Raw genomic sequence first — 21,817 nt, 5'->3', positions numbered from 1 at the left:
GTGCAATTTAAAGATAAAATTACGCTCGCTTTTAGTGGCGCATCGGGTGCGCCTTATGGTTTAAGGCTGCTTGAAGTGTTGCTTGAGCAGCAATTTCAAGTTTACGTACTTATCTCAAGTGCTGCGCGAGTGGTGCTTGATACAGAATCAAACATCAAGCTCTCTGGTAATGAAGATAAAGCAACTGAACAGTTAAGTGCGCTGTTTAATGCCAAACCCGAGCAGTTAAAGGTATATGGTAAAGATAACTGGTTTAGCCCAGTAGCCTCGGGCTCTGCGGCGCCTAAAAAAATGGTAGTATGCCCGTGTAGTGCAGGTTCTGTATCAGCAATTGCGGTAGGCGCATCAGATAACCTATTAGAGCGCGCCGCTGATGTGGTTATTAAAGAACGCGGGCAGCTTATTTTAGTACCACGCGAAACACCATTTAACGAAATTCATTTAGAAAACATGCTAAAGCTTTCTCGTTTAGGGGTAACTATTATGCCTGCGGCACCTGGCTTTTATCATAAACCGCAAAGTATTGAAGACTTAGTTGATTTTATGGTGGCGAGAATTTTAGATCATTTAAACATTGAACATAACCTAACAAAACGTTGGGGTTATGGTGAGGGTAAGTAATGAATAAGCAAACTATTGCTTTAAATATTGAAGGCCTTACCAAGGTTTATAAAAATGGTGTTGAGGCTATAAAAGGCGTTGATTTACAAGTGCGAGAGGGCGACTTTTTTGCGCTGCTTGGTCCAAATGGAGCGGGTAAATCAACCACTATTGGTGTTATTTCGTCTTTGGTGAATAAAACAAAAGGTAAAGTAGAGGTATTCGGTTGTGATATTGATGCTGACTTAGAAGCAGCTAAAGCGCATTTGGGCTTAGTGCCGCAAGAGTTTAACTTCAGCCAATTTGAAACGCTTAGCCAAATACTCGTTAATCAAGCTGGTTATTATGGTGTGCCACGCGGTGAAGCCCACAAGCGCGCCGACAAATACCTAGCGCAGCTTGGCTTACTTGAGAAAAAAGACAAACAAGCGCGTACGCTTTCAGGTGGTATGAAACGCCGCTTAATGATTGCTCGCGCACTCATGCACGAACCAAAACTGCTTATACTTGATGAGCCAACAGCAGGGGTCGATATAGAATTACGCCGTTCAATGTGGGATTTTTTACGCCAAATTAATGAGCAAGGCGTGACCATTATTTTAACTACCCATTACCTTGAAGAAGCCGAATTACTGTGTAAAAACATTGCTATTATCGACAGTGGCCGAATTGTTGAAAACACCACAATTAAAGCACTGCTTGCAAAGCTTGATAAAGAAACCTTTATTTTAGATTTAAAAATGCCAGCAAGCCCAGTCACACTTGATGGTTATAAATTTACCATGACGGATGATCATACTGTTGAAGTCGAAGTCGCTAAATCACAGGGCTTAAATGCGGTATTTAGCGCATTAACAAACCAAGGTAATACAGTGTTAAGTATGCGAAATAAAGCAAACAGACTCGAAGAGTTATTTGTCGGATTACTAGAGCAAGGGCGGGGCGAATAAATGTTTAAATATGGCGTAGCCTTAAAAAGTTTATGGATCAAAGAATGTATTCGTTTTTTACGTATTTGGGTGCAAACCTTAGTACCGCCTGCAATTACAATGAGTTTATATTTTGTTATTTTTGGTAACTTAATTGGCTCACGCATTGGCGACATGGGTGGCTTTAGCTACATGGAGTTTATTGTACCTGGCCTTATAATGATGTCGGTTATTACTAATTCCTATTCTAATGTAGCCTCTAGTTTTTATTCAACAAAATTTCAAAAAAGTATTGAAGAGCTATTAGTAGCACCAGTTCCTAACTACATTATTGTACTGGGTTATATGGGCGGTGGTATGACGCGCGGTATAATGGTGGGCTTTATAGTTACCTGTGTGTCGTTATTATTTGTTGATATTCAAATCCATAATATTTTTGTAATTATGGCGACCGTTATTTTAACCTCGGCTGTATTTGCACTAGGTGGTTTAATTAATGCGATTTACGCAAATAGTTTTGACGATATAAGCATTATCCCTACCTTTATTTTAACGCCATTAACTTACTTAGGTGGTGTATTTTATTCAATTACGCTATTGCCAGAATTTTGGCAAAACGTATCGCAAATAAACCCTATAATTTATATGGTTAACGCGTTTCGTTACGGCTTTTTGGGTGTATCAGATGTTGATTTAAGCGTGGCGCTTGGGGTTATTTTAGTATTTATAACAGCGTTATTTACATTAGCGCTTACGTTAATTAAAAAAGGTGTGGGGCTAAGACACTAATGAGTGATGCAAATTCACGTAGTATTGTATCTAATCAAGCGGGTATTCACGAAAAGCTTGATGAAATAGTAAATAAGCACTTAGAGGCTGAGTTTAAAAAACCGATTGCAGCGCATACTCAAGCCGCATTTGATGAAGTAAACGCTAAAGTACACGCCTTTGATGGCCCGCTTATTTTAGACTCATGTTGCGGGGTCGGGGAAAGTACAGCTAATTTAGCTAAGCGCCACCCTGATGCACTTGTGGTAGGCATTGATAAATCATCGCACCGCCTTGATAAACATGATGTTGAATATAAACAAACCGACAGCGGGCAATATATTTTAGTGCAAGCAGACTTAAATGACTTTTGGCGTTTAGCGGTTGCAGCTAATTGGCAACCTACACACCATTATTTGTTGTATCCAAACCCATGGCCTAAGTCTAAGCATATTCGAAGACGTTGGCATGGCGCGGCTATTTTTCCGTTTATAGTTAAATTAGGCGGTTTGCTAGAAGTACGTAGTAATTGGGATATTTACGTTAAAGAGTTTGCAAGAGCGCTTGAACTCACTGGTAACTCTTGCGATGTAGCGCTTTATGAATCTGATGATGCGATTACGCCTTTTGAGCGAAAATACTGGGGCAGTGGCCAGCAAAGCCACCGACTTATTATTAATTTAACTTAATTTGATGACCAATTTAGGTTGTTAATTCTTCATCAATTTGTGAATTAACATGTGGCGCTGGGTGAGCAAAGTAAACACCTTGCATCAGCGTCACATTCGCTTTTTTCAGCGCGGTCACTATGGTTGCATTTTCCACCGATCCAGCCATTAACTGTAACCCCAACTGATTTGCAAAGCTAGCAATGTGCTCAATAAATAGATAGATATCTTTATCGTTTACTATTTGCTTTATTAAAGCGCCATCTAGTTTAATACCATCGACTTCAAGTTTAAGCACGTTAGAAATATTCGAATAACCGCTACCAAAATCATCAATAATTACTTTTACGCCTTTGGTTTTAACCATTCCTATAAATGCTTTGACCTCTGAAAAATTAGCAATTGCCTGTGTTTCCAAAAGTTCCAAAGTGATGTTGCTCGGGTGTGGATAACGTTTTAATTCGTCGGCTATAAACTCACTCAAACTAGGATCAAGCATATCTTGCGCGGTTATATTTAAGCTCCAGCAAATATCTGTTTTTCTAAAGCGGCTAATACATTGTGAAAATAGTGTGCGGGTCAATAAGCCATCCATTCTTGAACGGGTAACTACATTTAAAAAAGCCTCAGGCTTGAGTATTTCACCGCTTGCTGTAACCATGCGTGCTAAACATTCATACTGCACTACGCGTTTAGTGTTTATATCAATAATAGGCTGAAAATAAGGGACAATGCGATTGTTATCAAACGCTTCGCGAACCTCTTTAGCCATTTCGACATTGTATTGATATTGTACTTTTACATCGTGAAGTGCTTTTGAGTAATTAACGACGGTATGGCGACCTTGTTTGGCTTGCAATGCCGCTATGTGGGCATTTTCGAGTAGCAGCGATTTATTGCCACTGGCTATTCCTGCGCACAGAGTAATATAAATAAATGGGTCGGTGAGTAGTGGAGTATTAAAGTTATAGGTTTCAATAAGATCAGTAAATTCATCGTAGGGGATTTCCTTAGGCGCAAGTAACACTAGCTTATTCGTCGCTAAGCGGTACACACGACAACGAGAAGAGCTGCGGCGTTTAAAATGAATAAGTAAGTTTTTCATTACTTTATCGCCGACCTCAGTACCATAGAAGCTATTTATATCTTCAATTTCGTTGATCCAAATAACTGCAAGTTGCATATGGTGTGCATTACTTTGTTTAATAAAATACTCAAGAGCAATATGATTTTCAAAGCCTGTACTTGAGTCTGTTGCTAAAGAACGCTTGAGCAAATAGATATAAATAGCTGCAACAAGTAATGCGATAAAAAAGAAGAAACTCGCCATTGCCGCTGCTTTAGATACACTTTCCTTAAGCTTTTGGTTTAAATTATAAATTGTAATGTCGGCACCGGTTAGGTAGGTGTGCCCACTCGCTGTATCAACATAAGGAATAAAAATGCTTTTAAAATGACCCCATTGATCGCTCGATATTTCAAATACGGGTTCGGTTGAATAAAAAGCGCTAATATTTGCATCTGTTGCTTCAGGGTAAATATCTAAAAACTGAGTTACTTTGCCATTGCTTAGATCGTCTTGTGTATAGCTAGAACCACTAAAGTAAATTTTGTCGTTCTTTAATATCATAGAGTAAACATAAGCGATGTCGAGCGCTTGGGCAAACTCAGAAAGCTGTTTACTCTTAGTTTGATATTCAGAAAAATCAATGGCTTCACCTCGATTAACTCTGCTTAGGTACTCCTCGCCCAAAATATGCTTTACGCTAGTTGCAGCATTTAGTAGGCGGGTGTCGACCGATTGCATTATTTCAGCGCGGGTCGTTTGATAGGTGTAGTAAACGTAAGTAAGTAAACTGATTAAAAATAATGAAAAGCCAGCCATTAACCAACTTACTTTCACTCTTCCTTTAAGCATAGATATTCCTTTTTTATTATCGTTTTATTATACGCAAAATATGTAAATGCCCAATAAATAATTGGTATTTATTGGGTTGATTAAAATATTAATTAAATTATCATTTTTTTGTCATGGATTTGAGCGCTTTTATGGCTTTAAACGAGACATTTTAGTTATATTGCAGTAAAGTTAGCGCAATTATTCAAAAACACTGTTGCTTAAAAAATGCCTAAATTGAGCATTTTCCTCTGATAAACACGTGTTTTAGCTACACACTAGGTATTAAGATGGATCAAAAGCGTTGTGCCGTCGCCTCTAAAGAAAGCCTTAAGCGTATATTTACTGTACCTGAAGCGCCAGACTCAACTTTAAGCAAAATCGAGCTTGAAATTTCGAGTAATTTAGCAGGTTTCTTAAACGAAAATATTGCGGCAATTGAAAAACCATTGCATGAAATTGAAAAAGACTTTCAATCGGCTGTTATCCCTGAGGATCCAACGTTTGTATCTGCTTATGCACAGGACATAATGGAGCAGCTCGTTGCGCATTCAGTGCATACCGCAGCCCCCAGTTTTATAGGTCACATGACTTCGGCTTTGCCACATTTTTTATTACCGCTGTCAAAATTGATGGTGGGGCTAAACCAAAACCTAGTAAAAATAGAAACGTCTAAAGCATTTACACCTCTTGAGCGCCAAGTGCTTGGAATGATGCATCATTTAGCTTATGGGCAAGAAGACTCATTTTATTCTAAATGGATGCACAGCGCTAAGACCTCTCTCGGTGCTTTTTGCTCAGGTGGTACGGTTGCTAATATTACTGCGCTTTGGATTGCACGAAATCGCTTATTCAAGCCTGATGGTGATTTTAGAGGGATAGGCGCACAAGGCTTAATTGCTGGTATGCTGCATTACGGATACAAAGGTTTAGCGGTATTAATATCAGAACGTGGACATTACTCGTTAGGTAAATCGGTAGATTTATTAGGTATCGGTCGCGAAAATTTAATCGGCATTAAAACCAGCGAAGATAATAAAGTCGATGTAGGAGCGATGCGTGAAAAGGCACTTGAGCTAGAATCGCAAGGCATTAAAGTAATGGCAATTATTGGGGTCGCTGGTACGACCGAAACAGGGAATATAGATCCCCTTAATGAAATGGCCGATTTAGCAGAGCAAATTAATTGTCATTTTCATGTCGATGCAGCATGGGGAGGAGCAACACTTTTATCAACGACTCATCGCCCTTTATTAAAAGGCATTGAACGCGCTGATTCAATCACCATTGATGCACACAAACAAATGTATGTACCAATGGGAGCAGGTTTGGTTTTATTTAAAGACCCTGCGGCAACTGATGCAATAGAACACCACGCAGAGTATATTTTGCGTAAAGGCTCTAAAGACTTAGGTAGTCACACGCTTGAAGGTAGTCGTCCTGGAATGGCGATGTTAGTGCATGCTTGCTTACGTGTTATTGGTCGTAAAGGCTACGAAATGTTGATCGATAGAAGCATTAAAAAGGCGTACTATTTTGCTGATTTAATTAAAGCCGACGAGGATTTCGAACTTATTTCAGAGCCCGAGTTGTGTTTATTAACATACCGCTACGTACCTAAAAAAATAAAACAAGCAATAGCTGAAGCGGATGCCGCAACGCGTTTAGATATTTTTGCATCATTGAATCGCTTTACTGCCAGCATGCAAAAAAGGCAGCGTGAATCAGGTCGCTCGTTTGTATCACGTACGCGTTTAACACCTTCTAAATATGATAACCAGCCAACCGTTGTATTTAGGGTTGTACTTGCAAACCCACTTACATCGGGGGCTATTTTAAAAGATATTTTAGCTGAGCAAAAAGAATTGGCTAAAACCGATCCCGTGTTCAAAAAGTATTTAAGAAAGTACATGTAGTTTAAAAGGGTCCATAAGGACCCTTTTAAATATTAATGTAAAATACGCGCTCTAATTGTTCCCTCAACGGCACTGAGTTCTTTTAGTGCAACTTCTGAATGATCTGTATCCACATCAATAACAACATAACCAATTGCTTCATCAGTTTGCAAATACTGCGCGGCAATATTAATACCGTGCTGGGCAAAAGCTTGGTTAATTTGTGTTAATACGCCAGGGCGATTGTGGTGTACGTGTAATAAGCGGCTACGATTAGCAAGCTCTGGCAGTGATACTTCAGGGAAATTGACGGCGGTGATGGTAGAGCCATTATCTGAGTATTTAGCTAGTTTACCGGCAACTTCAATGCCAATATTTTCTTGTGCCTCTTGTGTTGAACCACCAATGTGTGGCGTTAAAATAACGTTGTCGAACTCACGCAATGGCGATATAAATTCTTCATCGTTAGATTTAGGCTCAACTGGGAATACATCGATTGCTGCACCACTGAGTTTTTTCTCTGTTAGTGCCTCTGCAAGTGCGTCAATATCAACCACAGTTCCGCGAGAAGCATTAATCAAAATAGCCCCATGCTTCATAACCGCAAGCTCAGCGGTGCCAATTAGGTTTTTAGTTTGAGGTGTTTCTGGTACGTGCAAGCTAATAATATCAGAGCGTTGTAATAACTGAGTTAAATTATGTACTTGAGTGGCGTTCCCAAGTGATAATTTATCTTCAATGTCGTAAAAATCAACGTTCATACCAATGTTTTCGGCCATGATACCTAGTTGCGTACCAATATGACCATAGCCAATAATACCTAATGTTTTGCCACGCGCTTCAAACGAACCATTGGCCGTTTTTAACCAACCGCCACGGTGAGCTGCTGCATTACGTTGTGGAATACCACGTAATAATAATAAAATCTCACCAAGCACCAGCTCTGCAACTGAGCGAGTGTTAGAAAATGGCGCATTAAATACGGCAATACCACGTTCGCGTGCGCTGTTTAAGTCAACTTGGTTTGTACCAATACAAAAACAGCCAATTGCGATGAGCTTTTCAGCCGCATCTAATACGGCTTCATTTATATGAGTGCGAGAACGAAGCCCTACAAAGTGTGCATCTTTAATACGTTCTTTGAGCTCGTCCTCAGGTAGGGATGTTTTAACGTAGTCGATATTGCTATAACCATTGCGCTTTAGCGTTTCAACTGCGCTTTGGTGCACACCCTCAAGCAAGAGAATTTTAATTTTGTCTTTTGCTAATGATACCTTACTCATAACCTCATCCTATTTAATTTGAGGCCCATTTTTAGTGCCAATAATTACTTTATCAGCACCACGCTCTGCGAATAGGCCATTGGTAACTACGCCAACAATTGAATTTATTTGTGCTTCAAGTTGTTTAGCATTGGTAATATTTAAATTGTACACATCTAAAATAACGTTACCGTTATCTGTCACTACGCCTTGGCGGTAAACAGGATCGCCCCCCAACTTTAACAACTCACGTGCTACGTAGCTGCGCGCCATTGGAATAATTTCTACCGGAAGTGGGAAATCTCCTAATGTCTCTACTAACTTAGTGTCATCAACAATACATACAAATTGTTTAGCAACAGCCGCGACTATTTTTTCGCGAGTAAGAGCCGCACCACCGCCTTTGATCATTTCATTTTGGGCGTTAATTTCATCTGCGCCATCAACGTATACATCTAAAACATCGATGTTGTTAAGCTCAAACACTTCAATACCGAACTCTTTTAAACGAGCAGTAGAGGCTTCTGAGCTTGATACCGCGCCTACAATCGTGTCTTTTACTGAGCCTAATGCATCAATAAAATGATTAACTGTTGAGCCTGTGCCTACACCCACTATGGTGTTTTCTTTTACAAACTCGAGTGCAGCCCATGCTGCAGCTTTTTTTAATTCGTCTTGTGTCATTGCTCTGTGCTCATTTAGTCATAAATATGTCGCTAGTATACAAGTTAACGTGTTACCAGCAGTAGGTTTTATCTGGAGTGATAATAGTTTTAAGTGGTACGTCCCACGATTCAATAGGTAGCTCATCAACTTTTTGGCATTCATGCGCTAAGCCAATTAGTTGTGGTTTTTGCCAGTGTTGATCATGTAAACGTGCCAACGTTCTATCGTAAAATCCACCCCCCATTCCCAAACGATTACCTTGTTCATCAAATGCAACAAGTGGCATAAGTAAGTAATCAAGCGTTGGTAACGGGCATATTTGAGTGCAGTTGAGCTTAGGTTCCAAGATACCATAGCGATTTGCTCTCATGGGTGAGTTTTTTTCATAACGCTGAAATAGTAAATTAGCGCCATTGAAGGGGTGTATTATGGGAAGGTAAATGTAGTGATTTAAATCCCATAAACTATTAATTAACAAAGAGGTGTCTAACTCTCCGTCATTAGTTAAATAAATTGCAATATGCTCTTTTTTAGTCGTTTTTTTATCTTTTAAATGTTGAGTAAAATTCATGTTTAATTGCTGGGCCGCTATACCCTGTTGACTTTTTGATAAGTTATTACGGGTTTTACGGATATATTCTCTTATCTGTGAACGTTTATTGCTCATTTTCGTTTCCAGAACATAATTAAAAAGAGAATAAATTAGGAAATGCTAAATATGCAGCTAACACTATGAGCAGTGTGATTACTGTTGCTATAAGTGAGTATAAAACGATATTACTGCGTCCATTAGGCGGGCTAATAAGCTCTTCATCAAGCATGAGATCGTCATCCTGCCATTCTTCACTATTTGAAACGGGTGTTTTTGATTCAATTTCAGGAAGACGTTGCTCTAGCTCTTCTAGTTTTTCTTCAAGGCGAATTAAGCTACTTGTGATGTAATCTAACGCATCAAAAATTCGTTCATCACGTCGATCATTATTTGCTAGAGCAGAAGTGCTTTGGGTGTTACTCGAAACGGCTTGTAGTTTGCTTTGGATCCCTAAACTAGCAAGTAATTTAGCCTGTTTTAAGGCTTTATCTTTATTGCTCGGTGCGAAGAGTGATTTACCCTTAAAAAAAGCAGTTACTTTTTCTTCAGAGGTTTTTAATTTTTCTGCTAGGTTTGTACATGCTGTTTTAGCGTTAGTACCATCAGCTAACCCTGCAAATATAACGCGAAAATTGTCGGCCATCTAACTACCCTTAAAGCTTTTATTATTTAACGAGTATAAACCTAACTCATTTAGAAATGCAGTCCTACCTATAAATTAAAGTCATTTAAATAATGGCTATCGAATCATGTTGTATTTGGGAGGTAGAGTTATGGCAATTATTTAAAAGCCAGTTTTTACAATAGCAAGAATAATTACAAATCATTACATTTGTTTTGTTGTTGGCTTTTGTTTATTCAGTAAAATTGCGCGCCCAAGGATATTCCATTTAAGGACACACCTTTGTTTGATTCTCACACGGCTCCTGCGAGTCGTTGGCTACAGTTTGTAAAAGAAAGTGGGCGTATTGCAACACTATGGTTTGCCGGCGTTTTACTTTTTATGAGTTTTCGCGTTTTCTTTTTGATCTATTTTAAAGACAGAATAACAGCACAGTTAGATGCAGATGCTATTTTTGCAACGTTAAAAGCAGGTTTTGCATTTGATTCAGCAGCTACCGGCGTATGCTTTAGCATCGCATTTCTTTTAAACTGTATTTTACAACCTATGCGTTTAGGGCACTGGGTAAGTAAGGCTCGCCTGTATACGGGAAGAATATTTTTTATAGTAACCATATTACTATGTATTGTGAGTGTTACTTATATAACAGAGTATGGCTGCCAATTTAACTACTTCATGCTAGAAGGGTTGAAAGACGATCAACAGGCTATTGCTTTAACAGTTGTTGAGCAATATAAACCATGGGGTAGTCTTCTTAGTTTAGTTATTTTATTAGCGCTAACGTTTAAAATAAATAAAGTGGTTGATCAAAAACATTATAAATTTGTTAATCGCCTTTTCACTACTTGTATTTATAAGCGCACAATACTAATTATTTTAATAGTTGTGTTATTTGTATGCGCAATACGAGGGTCTTTTGAAACACGTCCAGCGTCCAGAAAATGGTCAGCAGTCACAGCCGATGCATTTGTAAATAACCTAGTCATAAACCCGTTTAGAAGCTTTATTTATGCGATTAAAGACTATAACGACTTACAGAGCTTTGGTTTAAATGGCCACAATCCTTATCTAGAAAAAAACTTACCAACGATAGAAAACCCTCTAGCCGCTTTTGGGCAAAAAACAAATGCTCCATTACTAGCGGCTCCATCACAGGTATTTTTTATCGTAATGGAAAGTTACGATGCTTGGCCGTTACAACAAAAATATGCATCACTTAATTTAACTAACAAACTAAGTAACTTAGCGAGTAAAGGCATCTATTTAGATAATGTTTTACCTGCCGCAAGTAGCACAATGAATTCGTTATCAAGCCTTATGTCGGGCATTGCGTATGCTGGTGTGAATATGAGCCGTATTGGACCTCAAAAGCCAACCAGTAAAATGTCAATATTTAGCCAAGTAGAGCAGCTAGGTTACAAAAGCCGATTTTACTATGGTGGCTTATTATCATGGCAAAATGTCGGAGAATATGCACTTTCACAAGGTGTCGATAAAGTATTTTCAGCAGTTGATGCTGGAGGAAAAGGCAGTGCTGGTGTGTGGGGAATTGACGATGGGCAATTATTTGATTTAGTTGATAAGACAACAAACGATAAAAGTTTTAATCTCATTATGAGCGGCAGCTACCATGGTCCATTTAACCTAGATTTAGATCAATATGGTTACCCTTTTAAATCTTTGGCAGATTACCCAAAAGAAATCCAAGCCTTAGGTGATGACTTGCTAGACCCTTATGTGTTGGGGCACCTTTGGTACTCAGACAAAATGTTAGGTCAGTTTGTTCGTAAAATGGAGCAGCGATACCCAGATGCTTTATTTATAATAACGGGGGATCATTATGGTCGTCGTTACCTTCATCACCAGCCTGATCTGTACGAACTAACTCATGTCCCGATTGTAATTTATGGTAAAGGGGTTAATTCAAATTGGGTCGCTAAAGATCAACTAGCAAGCCACATGGATATTGCACCGACTTTATTAAACCTAATCGCGCCAAAAAATACTGAGTTTTATAGTATGGGGCAATCATTACTAAATGCACCACAAAAAGAGCGCACTGTATTTGGCTTTCAAACAATACGAACTGAAGCAGAGCTTTGGCGTGGTGATTTATCTTCGATCTATGAATACCAAAAAATAGATCCGCTTGATAAAACACGTTTATCACCAAACCATAAACCTGAATTTAAGGCCGTCGATAGTCAAACAGAGCAAGCATATAATCAATATATGGCTACAGCGTGGCATTTACTTACCAGAGAGATGGATTAAACAAGCAGTTATTACAGGCTGATTTTATTTAATTTTTTGATACTTTAATTACGCATAAAAAAAGCGCCAATTGGCGCTTTTTTTATATTTAAACTGAACACTGGTTAAGAGATTTACTAACTTATTATCCAGGGTTCAGTTATTTAGATAGTTACTTAACCAATTAAAGGCCAGCTGCTGCGCGAAGTGCGTCAGCTTTATCTGTACGTTCCCAAGGAAATTCGTCACGACCAAAGTGGCCGTAAGCCGCTGTAGGAAGGTAGATAGGGCGCTCTAAATCAAGCATTTGAATTAAGCCGTAAGGACGTAAGTCAAAGTGTTCACGAATAAGCTCGATTAAACGGCTTTCTTCTAGCTTGCTTGTACCAAACGTTTCAACGCTGATAGAAGTAGGCTCTGCAACACCAATTGCGTAAGAAACTTGTAGCTCACACTTGTCAGCAAGACCAGCAGCAACAATATTTTTAGCAACATAACGTGCAGCGTATGCCGCGCTACGGTCAACTTTTGATGGATCTTTACCTGAGAAAGCACCACCACCGTGACGAGCCATACCACCGTATGTATCTACAATGATTTTACGACCAGTTAAACCACAATCGCCCATTGGTCCGCCAATCACAAAACGACCTGTTGGGTTAATAAAGAACTTAGTCGCACTTGTAATAAGTTCTGCAGGAAGTACTGGCTTGATGATTGTTTCCATCACAGCTTCAACTAAATCAGCTTGAGAAATATCTTCGCTGTGCTGAGTAGACAGGACAACAGCATCAATACCTACTGGTTTGCCGTTTTCGTATGCAAACGTCACTTGAGATTTTGCATCAGGACGTAACCAGTTAAGCTCGCCGCTTTTACGAACCTCAGCTTGGCGTTGTACTAAGCGGTGTGAGTAAGTAATTGGAGCTGGCATCAGTACTTCTGTTTCGTTACATGCGTAACCAAACATTAAGCCTTGGTCGCCCGCGCCTTGTTCTTCTGGGCTAGTACGGTCAACACCTTGGTTAATGTCTGGAGACTGTTTACCAATAGTGTTTAAAATTGCACATGAGTCTGCATCAAAACCCATGTCTGAATTTGTGTAGCCAATGTCACGGATTGTTTTACGTGTAATTTCTTCGATATCAACCCATGCGCTAGTCGTGATTTCACCACCAACCATAACCATACCGGTTTTCACGTAAGTTTCACACGCTACGCGGGCATGAGAGTCTTGCTCTAGGATCGCATCAAGTACCGCATCAGAGATTTGATCGGCGATTTTATCCGGATGACCTTCAGAAACAGATTCAGAAGTAAATAAATGTTTTGCCATTGTATTTCTGCTCACAAATATTGCGCTTCACAAACGTCGGTATTAGCGCTAAAAAATTAAGGGGCGTATTTTATCGAAAACAAAACACCTTGCATAGTGTTTTTACGCCTAGACGTCTAAATAAAATAACTAATATCATTATGGTCTTAAAAAATATTCATAATAGCTCCTTTTATAGGGTTTTTAATTGCACACAGCCCCCACAATAAGTAAGAATAGATGTATTACAGTGTCCAAGTTACTTGGATGTATAAACGAATACATTAATACCCGTGCAAATACACATAAAGGTAGGAGAATTCATGCCATCTCGCAAAGAACTTGCAAATGCTATTCGCGTCTTGTCAATGGACGCAGTACAAAAGGCCAAATCTGGTCACCCTGGAGCCCCAATGGGCATGGCCGATATCGCAGAAGTATTATGGCGCGATTATTTAAAACATAACCCAACCAATCCAGAGTGGGCTGACCGAGATCGATTTATATTATCGAACGGCCACGGTTCAATGCTTATCTATTCTCTATTGCACCTAAGTGGTTACGACTTACCACTGGACGAAATTAAAAACTTCCGTCAAATGCACTCAAAAACACCAGGTCACCCTGAATATGGTTATGCACCAGGAATCGAAACTACTACGGGTCCATTAGGTCAAGGGATCACAAATGCTGTAGGCATGGCAATTGCTGAAAAAGCACTCGCTGCACAGTTTAACCGTGAAGGTCACGATATAGTTGATCATTTTACCTATGCATTTATGGGCGATGGTTGCCTAATGGAAGGTATTTCTCATGAAGCGGGTTCACTTGCAGGCACATTAGGCCTAGGTAAACTTGTTGCATTTTGGGATGATAACGGCATTTCAATCGATGGCGAAGTAGAAGGTTGGTTTACTGATGATACGCCAGCTCGTTTTAAAGCCTACGGTTGGCATGTAATTAGTGGTGTTGATGGTCACGACAGTGATGCAGTAAGTGCTGCAATTACAGAAGCAAAAAGCGTTACCGATAAGCCATCACTAATTTGTTGTAAAACAATTATTGGTTACGGTTCACCTAATAAATCAGGCAGCCACGATTGTCACGGTGCGCCACTAGGTGATGACGAAATTAAAGCGTCTCGCGAATTTTTAGGTTGGACTGGCGATGCGTTCGAAATTCCTGATGATATTTACGCACAATGGGATAGCAAAGAAAAAGGTCAACAGCTTGAATCAAGCTGGGACGAAAAATTTGCAGCATACGCAAAAGCATACCCAGAGCTTGCAGCACAATACAAGCGTCGTATTAACAACGAACTGCCTGGCGATTGGGCTGAAAAATCTCAAGCGTATATTGAGCAATTACAAGCAAACCCAGCAAACCCAGCGTCTCGTAAAGCATCGCAAAATGCTTTAAACGCATTTGGTCCACTATTACCAGAATTTATGGGTGGCTCAGCCGATTTAGCTGGCTCAAACTTAACAATTTGGGATGGCTCTAAAGGTTTAACGGCAGATGATGCAAGCGGTAACTACATTTACTACGGTGTACGTGAGTTTGGTATGTCAGCAATTATGAATGGTATTGCCCTTCATAAAGGTTTTATTCCTTACGGTGCTACGTTCTTAATGTTTGTTGAATATGCAAAAAATGCCGTACGTATGGCTGCATTAATGAAGCAACCAAGTATTTTTGTATACACGCACGATTCAATTGGTTTAGGTGAAGATGGTCCAACTCACCAACCAGTAGAGCAAATTGCAAGCATGCGTTTAACACCTAACTTATACAACTGGCGTCCATGTGACCAAGTTGAGTCGGCAATTGCATGGCAACAAGCTATTGAGCGTAAAGCCGGCCCTACATCGTTAATCTTTACTCGCCAAGGCCTTGAGCAACAAGCACGTGATGCGCAGCAATTAGCGGATGTTAAGAAGGGTGGTTACATCCTTAGCTGTGACGGTAATCCAGAGATTATTTTCATTGCAACAGGTTCTGAAGTGCAATTAGCACAAGATTCAGCAAGCGAACTACGCAGCCAAGGTAAAAAGGTACGTGTTGTATCTATGCCATGTACTGATGCCTTTGAAGATCAAAGCGCAGCATACAAAGAAAGCGTATTACCGGCATCTGTTTCACGCCGCGTAGCAGTAGAAGCAGGTATTGCTGACTACTGGTACAAGTACGTTGGCCTAAACGGCGCAGTAGTCGGTATGACTACCTTTGGTGAGTCAGCGCCTGCAGGCGAGCTGTTTGAGCACTTTGGTTTCACTGTAGAAAACATCGTTAATAAAGCAAACGAGCTTTTTTAATCGCTTTGATTAAATAAAGTAAGCAATTGAAAAGCCCGTACTGTGAAAAACAGCGCGGGCTTTTTTGATTGGATAACTGTAAAAACGTTGTTTTAAAACGCCAGCAAGCTGGGCGTCTACAGGGAGTTTAACTCTGAGCGGTAGACGAAGAACTTGCTCACGTGGGAAGGCAGCTTTTAATTTATTTAATACTACTCAAAAAGCTGCTTGGAATATCTTAAATGAGTAACTTTCAATACGCTTCTCTTGCAAGCTATTTACCTATCAGGCAAGGTAGTGCGATAAAATTTAAAAATAAAAATCTTAAATTAATAGCAGGAGCTAAAAATGCCAAAGTTCGATAACGTGAGTGTAGTAAAAAAAGCCAATGTATATTTTGATGGCAAGGTGTCGAGCCGTACCGTTATTTTAGGTGATGGCGAAGCGAAAACTTTAGGCTTTATGCAACCAGGTGAGTTTGTTTTTGATACTAATCAAAAAGAGTGTATGGAGCTTTTAGCTGGCCAATGGGAGATTTTATTACCAGCGGCAAGTGAGTGGAAAACATTTAACGCAGGTGAATCGTTTAATGTTGATGCAAATGTAAGCTTTAAAGTAAAAGTATCTGATTTTGCTGATTACTGCTGTTCGTACACAGATTAATTAATCTGTGTTTAAGTTAAGTAGACGTCTGAAAGCCCGTGCACTATGGGCTTTGCATAAACTTTGCGCAACGTATGATTTAAATCAGCAAAAGATGCAAATAAACCGCAACTATCTCTCTTTTTTCCTTGTGTTAATCTAAATAGCCCCCAATACTATTTATGAGGTAACAAATAAAAGGATACCCTATGAAAATTAATCTTTCTGGTCACCATGTTGAAGTTACTGACTCTATTAGAGAGCACATCAACGAAAAATTTTCTAAAATCGAGAGCCATTTCCCATCGCTTATTGCACTCGAAATTATTTTGTCTAAAGAGCATCATAAAATCCAAGCAGAAATTAGCACTAATTACGAAGGTGCGCGTATATCAGTAAAAGGGGAAAGCGAAGTTATGTACCCTGCTATTGCAAGCGCAGCTAAAAAACTCGATGCGGCACTAAAGCATCGTAAAGGGCAAATAAAAGCAAATCTACACGAAAAGCCTATAAGTACAACGCCAGAGATTGCGCACGAGATCATCCAAGAGATGGATCTTAAATAAAAGCAATCACAAAGCACTACAAAAAAGAGCCTGACGGCTCTTTTTTATTGTCTGTAATTTCTGTAAGTTAGGGATCACACAGACAATTTTTGAGCAGTAAATGAAGCAAACAGTATCGAAATGGAAATCACGGCTAAACGCGCTTGGGCCTGGAATACTTATGGCAACGGCCGCTATCGGCGGATCTCACTTAGTTGCCTCTACGCAAGCGGGAGCAATATTTGGCTGGCAATTATTTTGGCTAATACTTGTTGTTAACGTTTTAAAATATCCGTTTTTTCGTTTTGGTATGGAATACACGCTTGCCACCAAACATAGCTTAGTAGAGGGTTACAAAAACAAAGGGCCGTTTTATTTTTACAGCTTTATTGGTTTAAACATTGTAGCCGCCGTAGTTAATACCGCCGGCGTATTACTGCTTACCGCAAGCTTACTGCATTATGCTCTACCTGTGGTTATTGAAGTAACCTTACTTTGTTGGATGCTGCTGGGAATATGTTTAGTTATATTGCTACTTGGGCACTTTAAAGCGCTTGATAACGTTGCTAAAGGCATTATGGGACTGCTTACACTCGCTACTTTGATTGCCCTTACCATTGCATTTGGTAACGGACCAATGGCACCTGCTGACTACGTAGGGCCTTCACCGTACGAGCTTGCCATGCTTAGCTTTATGGTGGCTTTAATGGGCTGGATGCCAGCGCCTATCGAAATATCAGCTCTTAGCTCTTTATGGCTAAAAGAAAAACAAGCGCAGCAAACAGTGACTAAAAGCCAAGGCCTGTTCGACTTTAACGTAGGCTACTGGCTTACAGCTGGCTTAGCACTGGTGTTTTTTAGCTTAGGTGTATTAGTGCAATATGGGCAAACCAGCAGCATAGAACTCGGTGGTGTTGCCTTTGCCAAGCAGCTGATTGATATGTACGCATTAACAATAGGCGAGTGGGCAAGGCCGCTTGTATCAGCAATCGCTTTTTTATGCATGTTTGGCACCACACTCACCGTGCTTGATGGCTACGCCCGCACGCTTAACGAATCTCATAAACTACTTGGCTTTGGGCAATCAAAACACAGCTTAAGTGCTTGGTTAATACTACAAGCACTTGCCGGCATGGCGGTTATTTTATTTTTTAAATCAGCCCTTGGCCCCATGCTTACGTTTGCAATGACACTTTCATTTGTTACAACGCCTGTATTTGCATGGCTCAACTTTAGCCTTGTACGATCAGAGCCTGATATTAAACACAGCGTGTTATTGCGCAGTTTAAGTTGGTTAGGTTTAGTGTACTTAGTGGGCTTTGCTGTTGCGTTTGTAGTGTGGAAACTAGCTGCTTGAGATAGATTTACTATCCAGAACTCGGGTTATTAGCAAACTTTATCTTTAGTTTACAAGGAAGAAACCATGAAATTTGATATGGCAATTACAGACAACTTCGCATCATTTTATGATGAACAAGAAGGAAGTCATATTTTCATAGGTAGTTTTGATAATGAAAATTTTGAAGTGAGAATAGGAAGTTTAGAAGATTCGAAGCCCGTTGGTAATATAGTTGCTTTTACTGATGATGAGTTAAACATAGGGTTATTAGAGTTATGTAATGAGCAAAAATAATATTAGCTTCACTTGGCTAGGGCGTGTTGACCTTTTTGGATTGAAATTTGTTCAATCTAGGGACGATTTAATCGCGGCGTGAGGTTTGCAACCTAGTGGGCTAAGTAAAAACCGAGCAACAAAGAGTCAATCGTCCCTAGAAAGAACCCAAAGGGCAGCGCATGTTTGGTATTTATGCTGCGTTATCGCCTATTTATGGGGAATAACCACACTACATAGGCTCTGCCTTGCCTAAAAACCAAACAGTCAGTTGCAAAATCAATCACGAAATGTCAACACGCCCTAGTATTATGTAATGCTCATTGAAAAGTTAAAAACTTGATTTCATTGTTTTGTTTAATCAACGGTAAATTGTTCAACCTGTTTTTAGGTTACCAATAATCGCGTTTATCACAAAAAAAGTCTAAAAATGCGCGCACTTTGCTCTGAATAGGATTTGATGGGTGATAATAGGCGTATACTTGAGCGTCTTCCCACCAATGATCTTTAAGTATTGGGACTAGGCGACCTTCATTGAGTGATTTTTGAATTCGACTTGAGTCTACAGGGGCATTAATTAACCCTAAACCAGCTTCCGCTAGTTCCACGATACCGCTTACAGTTTTAACTTGGCAGTGCGGGGTTGCATAAATAGGCTCACCATTTTCACTTTGCAACACTAAAACATTACTGGGTTGATTATACAAATAACCTACTACGTTATGATGTTCCAATGCCTTAATATCTGTCGGATCCCCGTGGCGCTGGATGTATTCAGGGGATGCAAAAACACCATATTTAGAGCGCCACAAAGGTTTACATTTTAACCCTGGATATCGCTCTCCCAGATAGGAGCTAATAGCCCAAAAAACATCAAACTCGCTTTCATTAATATTAATAAGGGATTCTTTAACGTCCATTGTTATATTGAGTTCAGGATAAAGTGCTGTAAATTCTGCCATCCAAGGGACTAGGGTTTCTTTAATAATATCGTTCGCTTGGCAAATAACCCGTAGCTCTCCATTAATCACGCTATCACTATTGTGGCTCCACAATATCAACTCTTGATGTTGTTGAAGAAGCTGGGCTGCTTTGTGTTTAAAAGCACTACCAAATTCAGTAAGAATTAGTTTTCGTCTAGATCGAACAAATAAAGCTTGGTTCAGTTGAGTTTCTAAACGAGCAATTTGTTTGCTAATAGCCATAACTGTTTTGGCTTCGGCCTCTGCAACCCTAGACATGTTGCCTATTTCTGCAACCTTACAAAAGGTCGTTAAATCTCTTGGATGAAACATAGTAAACTTTTTGTTTAATTATTATCTATTTTTAATATATTTATTTAATTAAGTCTAGCAATTAATCTTGTCTCATCAACCAACATAAATTCGACAGGAAAGATGATGGCCTTACATATAGGTGAATGGATTGTATTATTAATGATTATGTCAATGCCAATATACAGTTTCTGGGAGTCCGACAAAACAAAGCGAGCGGTCATTGCTGGACATAAAACTAAATTGCGCATGTATCAAGAAACGATGGTTTATCTATGGTTACCAACAGTTACGCTGCTTGCTTTAGTATTAATGCAAGTAGTCAGAATCAGTGATATTGGCCTTTATTGGCGCTCTAGTATGGCCAATTGGATTGGCGCTTGTTTGGTAATATGTTTATTCGTTTGCTTGGTGTTGGGAGTCTATAAAACTAAAAGTAACTCTCCAAATAACGAAGAACTACGTAACGTAATGAAAACTCATAATTGGATGATGCCCGCATCTCGTCGCGAATTAACTTGGTTTACATTCGGCGTGTCCATGTCCGCAGGGATCTGCGAAGAATTATTGTTTCGTGGTTTTTTACTTTCTGTTTTTAGTGATTATATTGGTTTATTTGCCAGCTTAATATTAAGTAGCTTTTTATTTGGACTTTGTCATATTTACCAAGGTTGGTTAAATGCTTTTCGAACCGGTATTTATGGATTAGTTTTCGGTGGTATTTATATTATTACAGACTCTCTGCTAATCGCTATTATTCTTCACGCCATGATTGATATTTATGGCGGAATTATTGGCTACTTAGTAAATCAAAGCTCTATTGATAACGCTAAGTTACATATTACGAAAAGCGATACAAAAGCCACTGTGCCATAATATTGTGCCCTCAAAGCTTATTTTAGAGCAAAGTATTTTAAGTTAAATTAAAAAGCACCTCTTGTTCTTTAGCCAAAATTTTTGATTAAATTTGTACGCTATCTTCGTATATTTTAATGCATGAAAAGTTTATCTACTCACTATTTACAGTAAAATGAAGTAACCGATTTAACAACGGATCAGAAAAAGCAATTAAAAGAGCTTTTAGAGGTATGGCGTAATGAGCAAACGTGATTTATTTTCAGAATTAACTACAGCCCTTGTTGATGTTAAAGCGCATTCACAAGGAAAGCTTACGTTACGTTCTCATGCAGTAAAGGATATCAACGTCCTTGTTATCTCACCCGATGAAATAGTAAATATTCGAGAAACATTTAATATGTCGCGCGGTGTATTTGCAAGCATTCTACATACTTCAGCAAGAACACTCGAAAACTGGGAGCAAGGGCGCAGCACTCCTAATGGGCAAGCGATAACATTGCTAAAGCTTGTGCAGCGTCATCCTGAGACGCTAAATCACATAGCTGAGCTGTAAATTTTATAAAGCTCATCTAAATATGTAATTCAGGTTTCTTCTGAATTACATATTTCAAAAGGCAAAAAGAAAGACGCGATCCTATCGCAAGTAAATTTAACGCAGTTAGCGCTGAAAATAGCTATTTGAGATAGATTTATTATCCAGAGTTCAGGCTACTTAATATTTTAGAGTACTTACTGTTTCACGAAAGTAATCGACTTTGCCATTTAGTTCATGAGAAATAATATAGGTACGGCTATTAACATCTTGCTTTGCTTCACCATACCAAAACGATTGATCAAAGGTTGTTATATGCCAGTCATCGCCTAGAGATTGAGATTCTAGGCCCGTAATAAGAGTTCCTTTGGGGAATATATCAGTGCCCAGACGAGTCAATAAAGTAATAAAGCCTGCTTTGTCATTACATTGCTGCCAATCGATATCTGTATCATCTTTGTAGTGCTCTATACGCAGATCAATATCATCAGCAATTAAGTCTAGGAGTGACATATCTCCTTTTTCAAATAAATTTAATACTTTATGAATTGTAATACCACTATAACGCTCAAGCATTTTCTAGTCCTTTTAAT

The 21,817-nt window shown here is 39.3% G+C and carries 22 protein-coding genes; 14 read left to right on the top strand and 8 right to left on the bottom strand.

Features of this window, described 5'->3' with window-relative positions:
* From ACJJVZ_RS15990 to ACJJVZ_RS15975, 4 genes are read left to right on the top strand one after another with little or no spacing between them, the layout of a single operon-like run.
* Complete coding sequence (locus ACJJVZ_RS15990) at positions 1-621, top strand: flavin prenyltransferase UbiX (protein WP_193156126.1); 621 nt, start codon at positions 1-3, stop codon at positions 619-621.
* On the top strand, positions 621-1,550 hold the full coding sequence (locus ACJJVZ_RS15985; protein WP_405601888.1) for an ABC transporter ATP-binding protein: 930 nt from the start codon (positions 621-623) through the stop codon (positions 1,548-1,550). The genes ACJJVZ_RS15990 and ACJJVZ_RS15985 overlap by 1 nt, the downstream gene beginning before the upstream one ends.
* Complete coding sequence (locus tag ACJJVZ_RS15980; protein ID WP_007584748.1) at positions 1,551-2,318, top strand: ABC transporter permease; 768 nt, start codon at positions 1,551-1,553, stop codon at positions 2,316-2,318.
* Positions 2,318-2,986 carry a tRNA (guanine(46)-N(7))-methyltransferase TrmB gene (locus ACJJVZ_RS15975; RefSeq protein ID WP_405601886.1) on the top strand — a complete coding sequence of 223 codons (669 nt, stop codon included), beginning with the start codon at positions 2,318-2,320 and terminating at the stop codon, positions 2,984-2,986. The genes ACJJVZ_RS15980 and ACJJVZ_RS15975 overlap by 1 nt, the downstream gene beginning before the upstream one ends.
* Before the next feature lie 13 nt (positions 2,987-2,999).
* Here ACJJVZ_RS15975 and ACJJVZ_RS15970 read toward each other — a convergent pair whose 3' ends face one another.
* Complete coding sequence (locus ACJJVZ_RS15970; RefSeq protein WP_405601884.1) at positions 3,000-4,883, bottom strand: EAL domain-containing protein; 1,884 nt, start codon at positions 4,881-4,883, stop codon at positions 3,000-3,002.
* 269 nt (positions 4,884-5,152) lie between these two features.
* Here ACJJVZ_RS15970 and panP point away from each other — a divergent pair, with 269 nt between their 5' ends.
* A complete protein-coding gene (gene panP, locus ACJJVZ_RS15965) occupies positions 5,153-6,778 on the top strand; it encodes a pyridoxal-dependent aspartate 1-decarboxylase PanP (protein ID WP_193156124.1) in 1,626 nt (541 codons plus the stop codon).
* Positions 6,779-6,810: 32 nt separating this feature from the next.
* On the opposite strand, the gene serA is transcribed toward panP, so the two are convergent.
* Genes serA through ACJJVZ_RS15945 form a run of 4 tightly spaced genes read right to left on the bottom strand, consistent with a single transcriptional unit; the run spans position 6,811 to position 9,920 of the window.
* A complete protein-coding gene (gene serA / locus ACJJVZ_RS15960; RefSeq protein ID WP_273049036.1) occupies positions 6,811-8,040 on the bottom strand; it encodes a phosphoglycerate dehydrogenase in 1,230 nt (409 codons plus the stop codon).
* A 9-nt stretch (positions 8,041-8,049) separates the two neighbouring features.
* Positions 8,050-8,703, bottom strand: coding sequence for a ribose-5-phosphate isomerase RpiA (gene rpiA, locus ACJJVZ_RS15955; RefSeq protein ID WP_405601880.1), 654 nt, complete (start codon positions 8,701-8,703; stop codon positions 8,050-8,052).
* Between the two features lie 52 nt (positions 8,704-8,755).
* Positions 8,756-9,352: a 5-formyltetrahydrofolate cyclo-ligase gene (locus tag ACJJVZ_RS15950; RefSeq protein WP_405601877.1), complete on the bottom strand. Its 597-nt coding sequence runs from the start codon at positions 9,350-9,352 to the stop codon at positions 8,756-8,758.
* Between the two features lie 19 nt (positions 9,353-9,371).
* A complete protein-coding gene (locus ACJJVZ_RS15945) occupies positions 9,372-9,920 on the bottom strand; it encodes a hypothetical protein (RefSeq protein ID WP_405601874.1) in 549 nt (182 codons plus the stop codon).
* Between the two features lie 261 nt (positions 9,921-10,181).
* On the opposite strand from ACJJVZ_RS15945, the gene ACJJVZ_RS15940 reads away from it, so the two are divergent.
* The gene (locus ACJJVZ_RS15940; RefSeq protein WP_405601871.1) at positions 10,182-12,173 is read left to right on the top strand and encodes an LTA synthase family protein; all 1,992 of its coding nucleotides are present in this window, start codon (positions 10,182-10,184) and stop codon (positions 12,171-12,173) included.
* Positions 12,174-12,336: 163 nt separating this feature from the next.
* On the opposite strand, the gene metK is transcribed toward ACJJVZ_RS15940, so the two are convergent.
* Positions 12,337-13,488: a methionine adenosyltransferase gene (gene metK, locus ACJJVZ_RS15935; RefSeq protein ID WP_138586947.1), complete on the bottom strand. Its 1,152-nt coding sequence runs from the start codon at positions 13,486-13,488 to the stop codon at positions 12,337-12,339.
* Positions 13,489-13,790: 302 nt separating this feature from the next.
* On the opposite strand from metK, the gene tkt reads away from it, so the two are divergent.
* The 6 genes from tkt to ACJJVZ_RS15905 all read left to right on the top strand — a co-directional run bounded on the left by tkt (position 13,791) and on the right by ACJJVZ_RS15905 (position 18,581).
* A complete protein-coding gene (tkt, locus tag ACJJVZ_RS15930) occupies positions 13,791-15,782 on the top strand; it encodes a transketolase (RefSeq protein WP_193156119.1) in 1,992 nt (663 codons plus the stop codon).
* Positions 15,783-16,003: 221 nt separating this feature from the next.
* The gene (locus ACJJVZ_RS15925) at positions 16,004-16,126 is read left to right on the top strand and encodes a hypothetical protein (RefSeq protein WP_405601867.1); all 123 of its coding nucleotides are present in this window, start codon (positions 16,004-16,006) and stop codon (positions 16,124-16,126) included.
* Positions 16,110-16,424, top strand: coding sequence for a pyrimidine/purine nucleoside phosphorylase (locus ACJJVZ_RS15920; RefSeq protein ID WP_193156116.1), 315 nt, complete (start codon positions 16,110-16,112; stop codon positions 16,422-16,424). Before ACJJVZ_RS15925 ends, ACJJVZ_RS15920 begins: the two co-directional genes overlap by 17 nt.
* A gap of 188 nt (positions 16,425-16,612) precedes the next feature.
* Positions 16,613-16,969: a ribosome hibernation-promoting factor, HPF/YfiA family gene (hpf, locus tag ACJJVZ_RS15915; RefSeq protein WP_405601863.1), complete on the top strand. Its 357-nt coding sequence runs from the start codon at positions 16,613-16,615 to the stop codon at positions 16,967-16,969.
* 100 nt (positions 16,970-17,069) lie between these two features.
* On the top strand, positions 17,070-18,305 hold the full coding sequence (locus tag ACJJVZ_RS15910; protein ID WP_193156115.1) for an NRAMP family divalent metal transporter: 1,236 nt from the start codon (positions 17,070-17,072) through the stop codon (positions 18,303-18,305).
* 66 nt (positions 18,306-18,371) lie between these two features.
* Positions 18,372-18,581, top strand: coding sequence for a hypothetical protein (locus ACJJVZ_RS15905; RefSeq protein ID WP_405601860.1), 210 nt, complete (start codon positions 18,372-18,374; stop codon positions 18,579-18,581).
* Between the two features lie 371 nt (positions 18,582-18,952).
* Here the strand turns inward: ACJJVZ_RS15905 and ACJJVZ_RS15900 are convergent, their stop codons facing one another.
* Complete coding sequence (locus tag ACJJVZ_RS15900) at positions 18,953-19,855, bottom strand: LysR family transcriptional regulator (protein ID WP_405601857.1); 903 nt, start codon at positions 19,853-19,855, stop codon at positions 18,953-18,955.
* Positions 19,856-19,957: 102 nt separating this feature from the next.
* On the opposite strand from ACJJVZ_RS15900, the gene ACJJVZ_RS15895 reads away from it, so the two are divergent.
* Together ACJJVZ_RS15895 and ACJJVZ_RS15890 are read left to right on the top strand one after the other, a co-directional pair.
* The gene (locus ACJJVZ_RS15895; protein ID WP_405621673.1) at positions 19,958-20,710 is read left to right on the top strand and encodes a CPBP family intramembrane glutamic endopeptidase; all 753 of its coding nucleotides are present in this window, start codon (positions 19,958-19,960) and stop codon (positions 20,708-20,710) included.
* A gap of 220 nt (positions 20,711-20,930) precedes the next feature.
* Positions 20,931-21,245 (top strand): helix-turn-helix domain-containing protein, encoded by a 315-nt coding sequence (locus ACJJVZ_RS15890; RefSeq protein ID WP_405601852.1) that lies wholly within the window; start codon positions 20,931-20,933, stop codon positions 21,243-21,245.
* Between the two features lie 159 nt (positions 21,246-21,404).
* Here ACJJVZ_RS15890 and ACJJVZ_RS15885 read toward each other — a convergent pair whose 3' ends face one another.
* Positions 21,405-21,800, bottom strand: coding sequence for a hypothetical protein (locus tag ACJJVZ_RS15885; protein WP_405601850.1), 396 nt, complete (start codon positions 21,798-21,800; stop codon positions 21,405-21,407).
* Positions 21,801-21,817 lie beyond the last annotated feature (17 nt).

The sequence above is a fragment of the Pseudoalteromonas sp. Ld19 genome (genome assembly GCF_045064135.1).
In the GTDB taxonomy this organism is placed as follows: domain Bacteria; phylum Pseudomonadota; class Gammaproteobacteria; order Enterobacterales; family Alteromonadaceae; genus Pseudoalteromonas; species Pseudoalteromonas aliena.
This window is presented reverse-complemented; position numbering and strand designations above follow the sequence as displayed.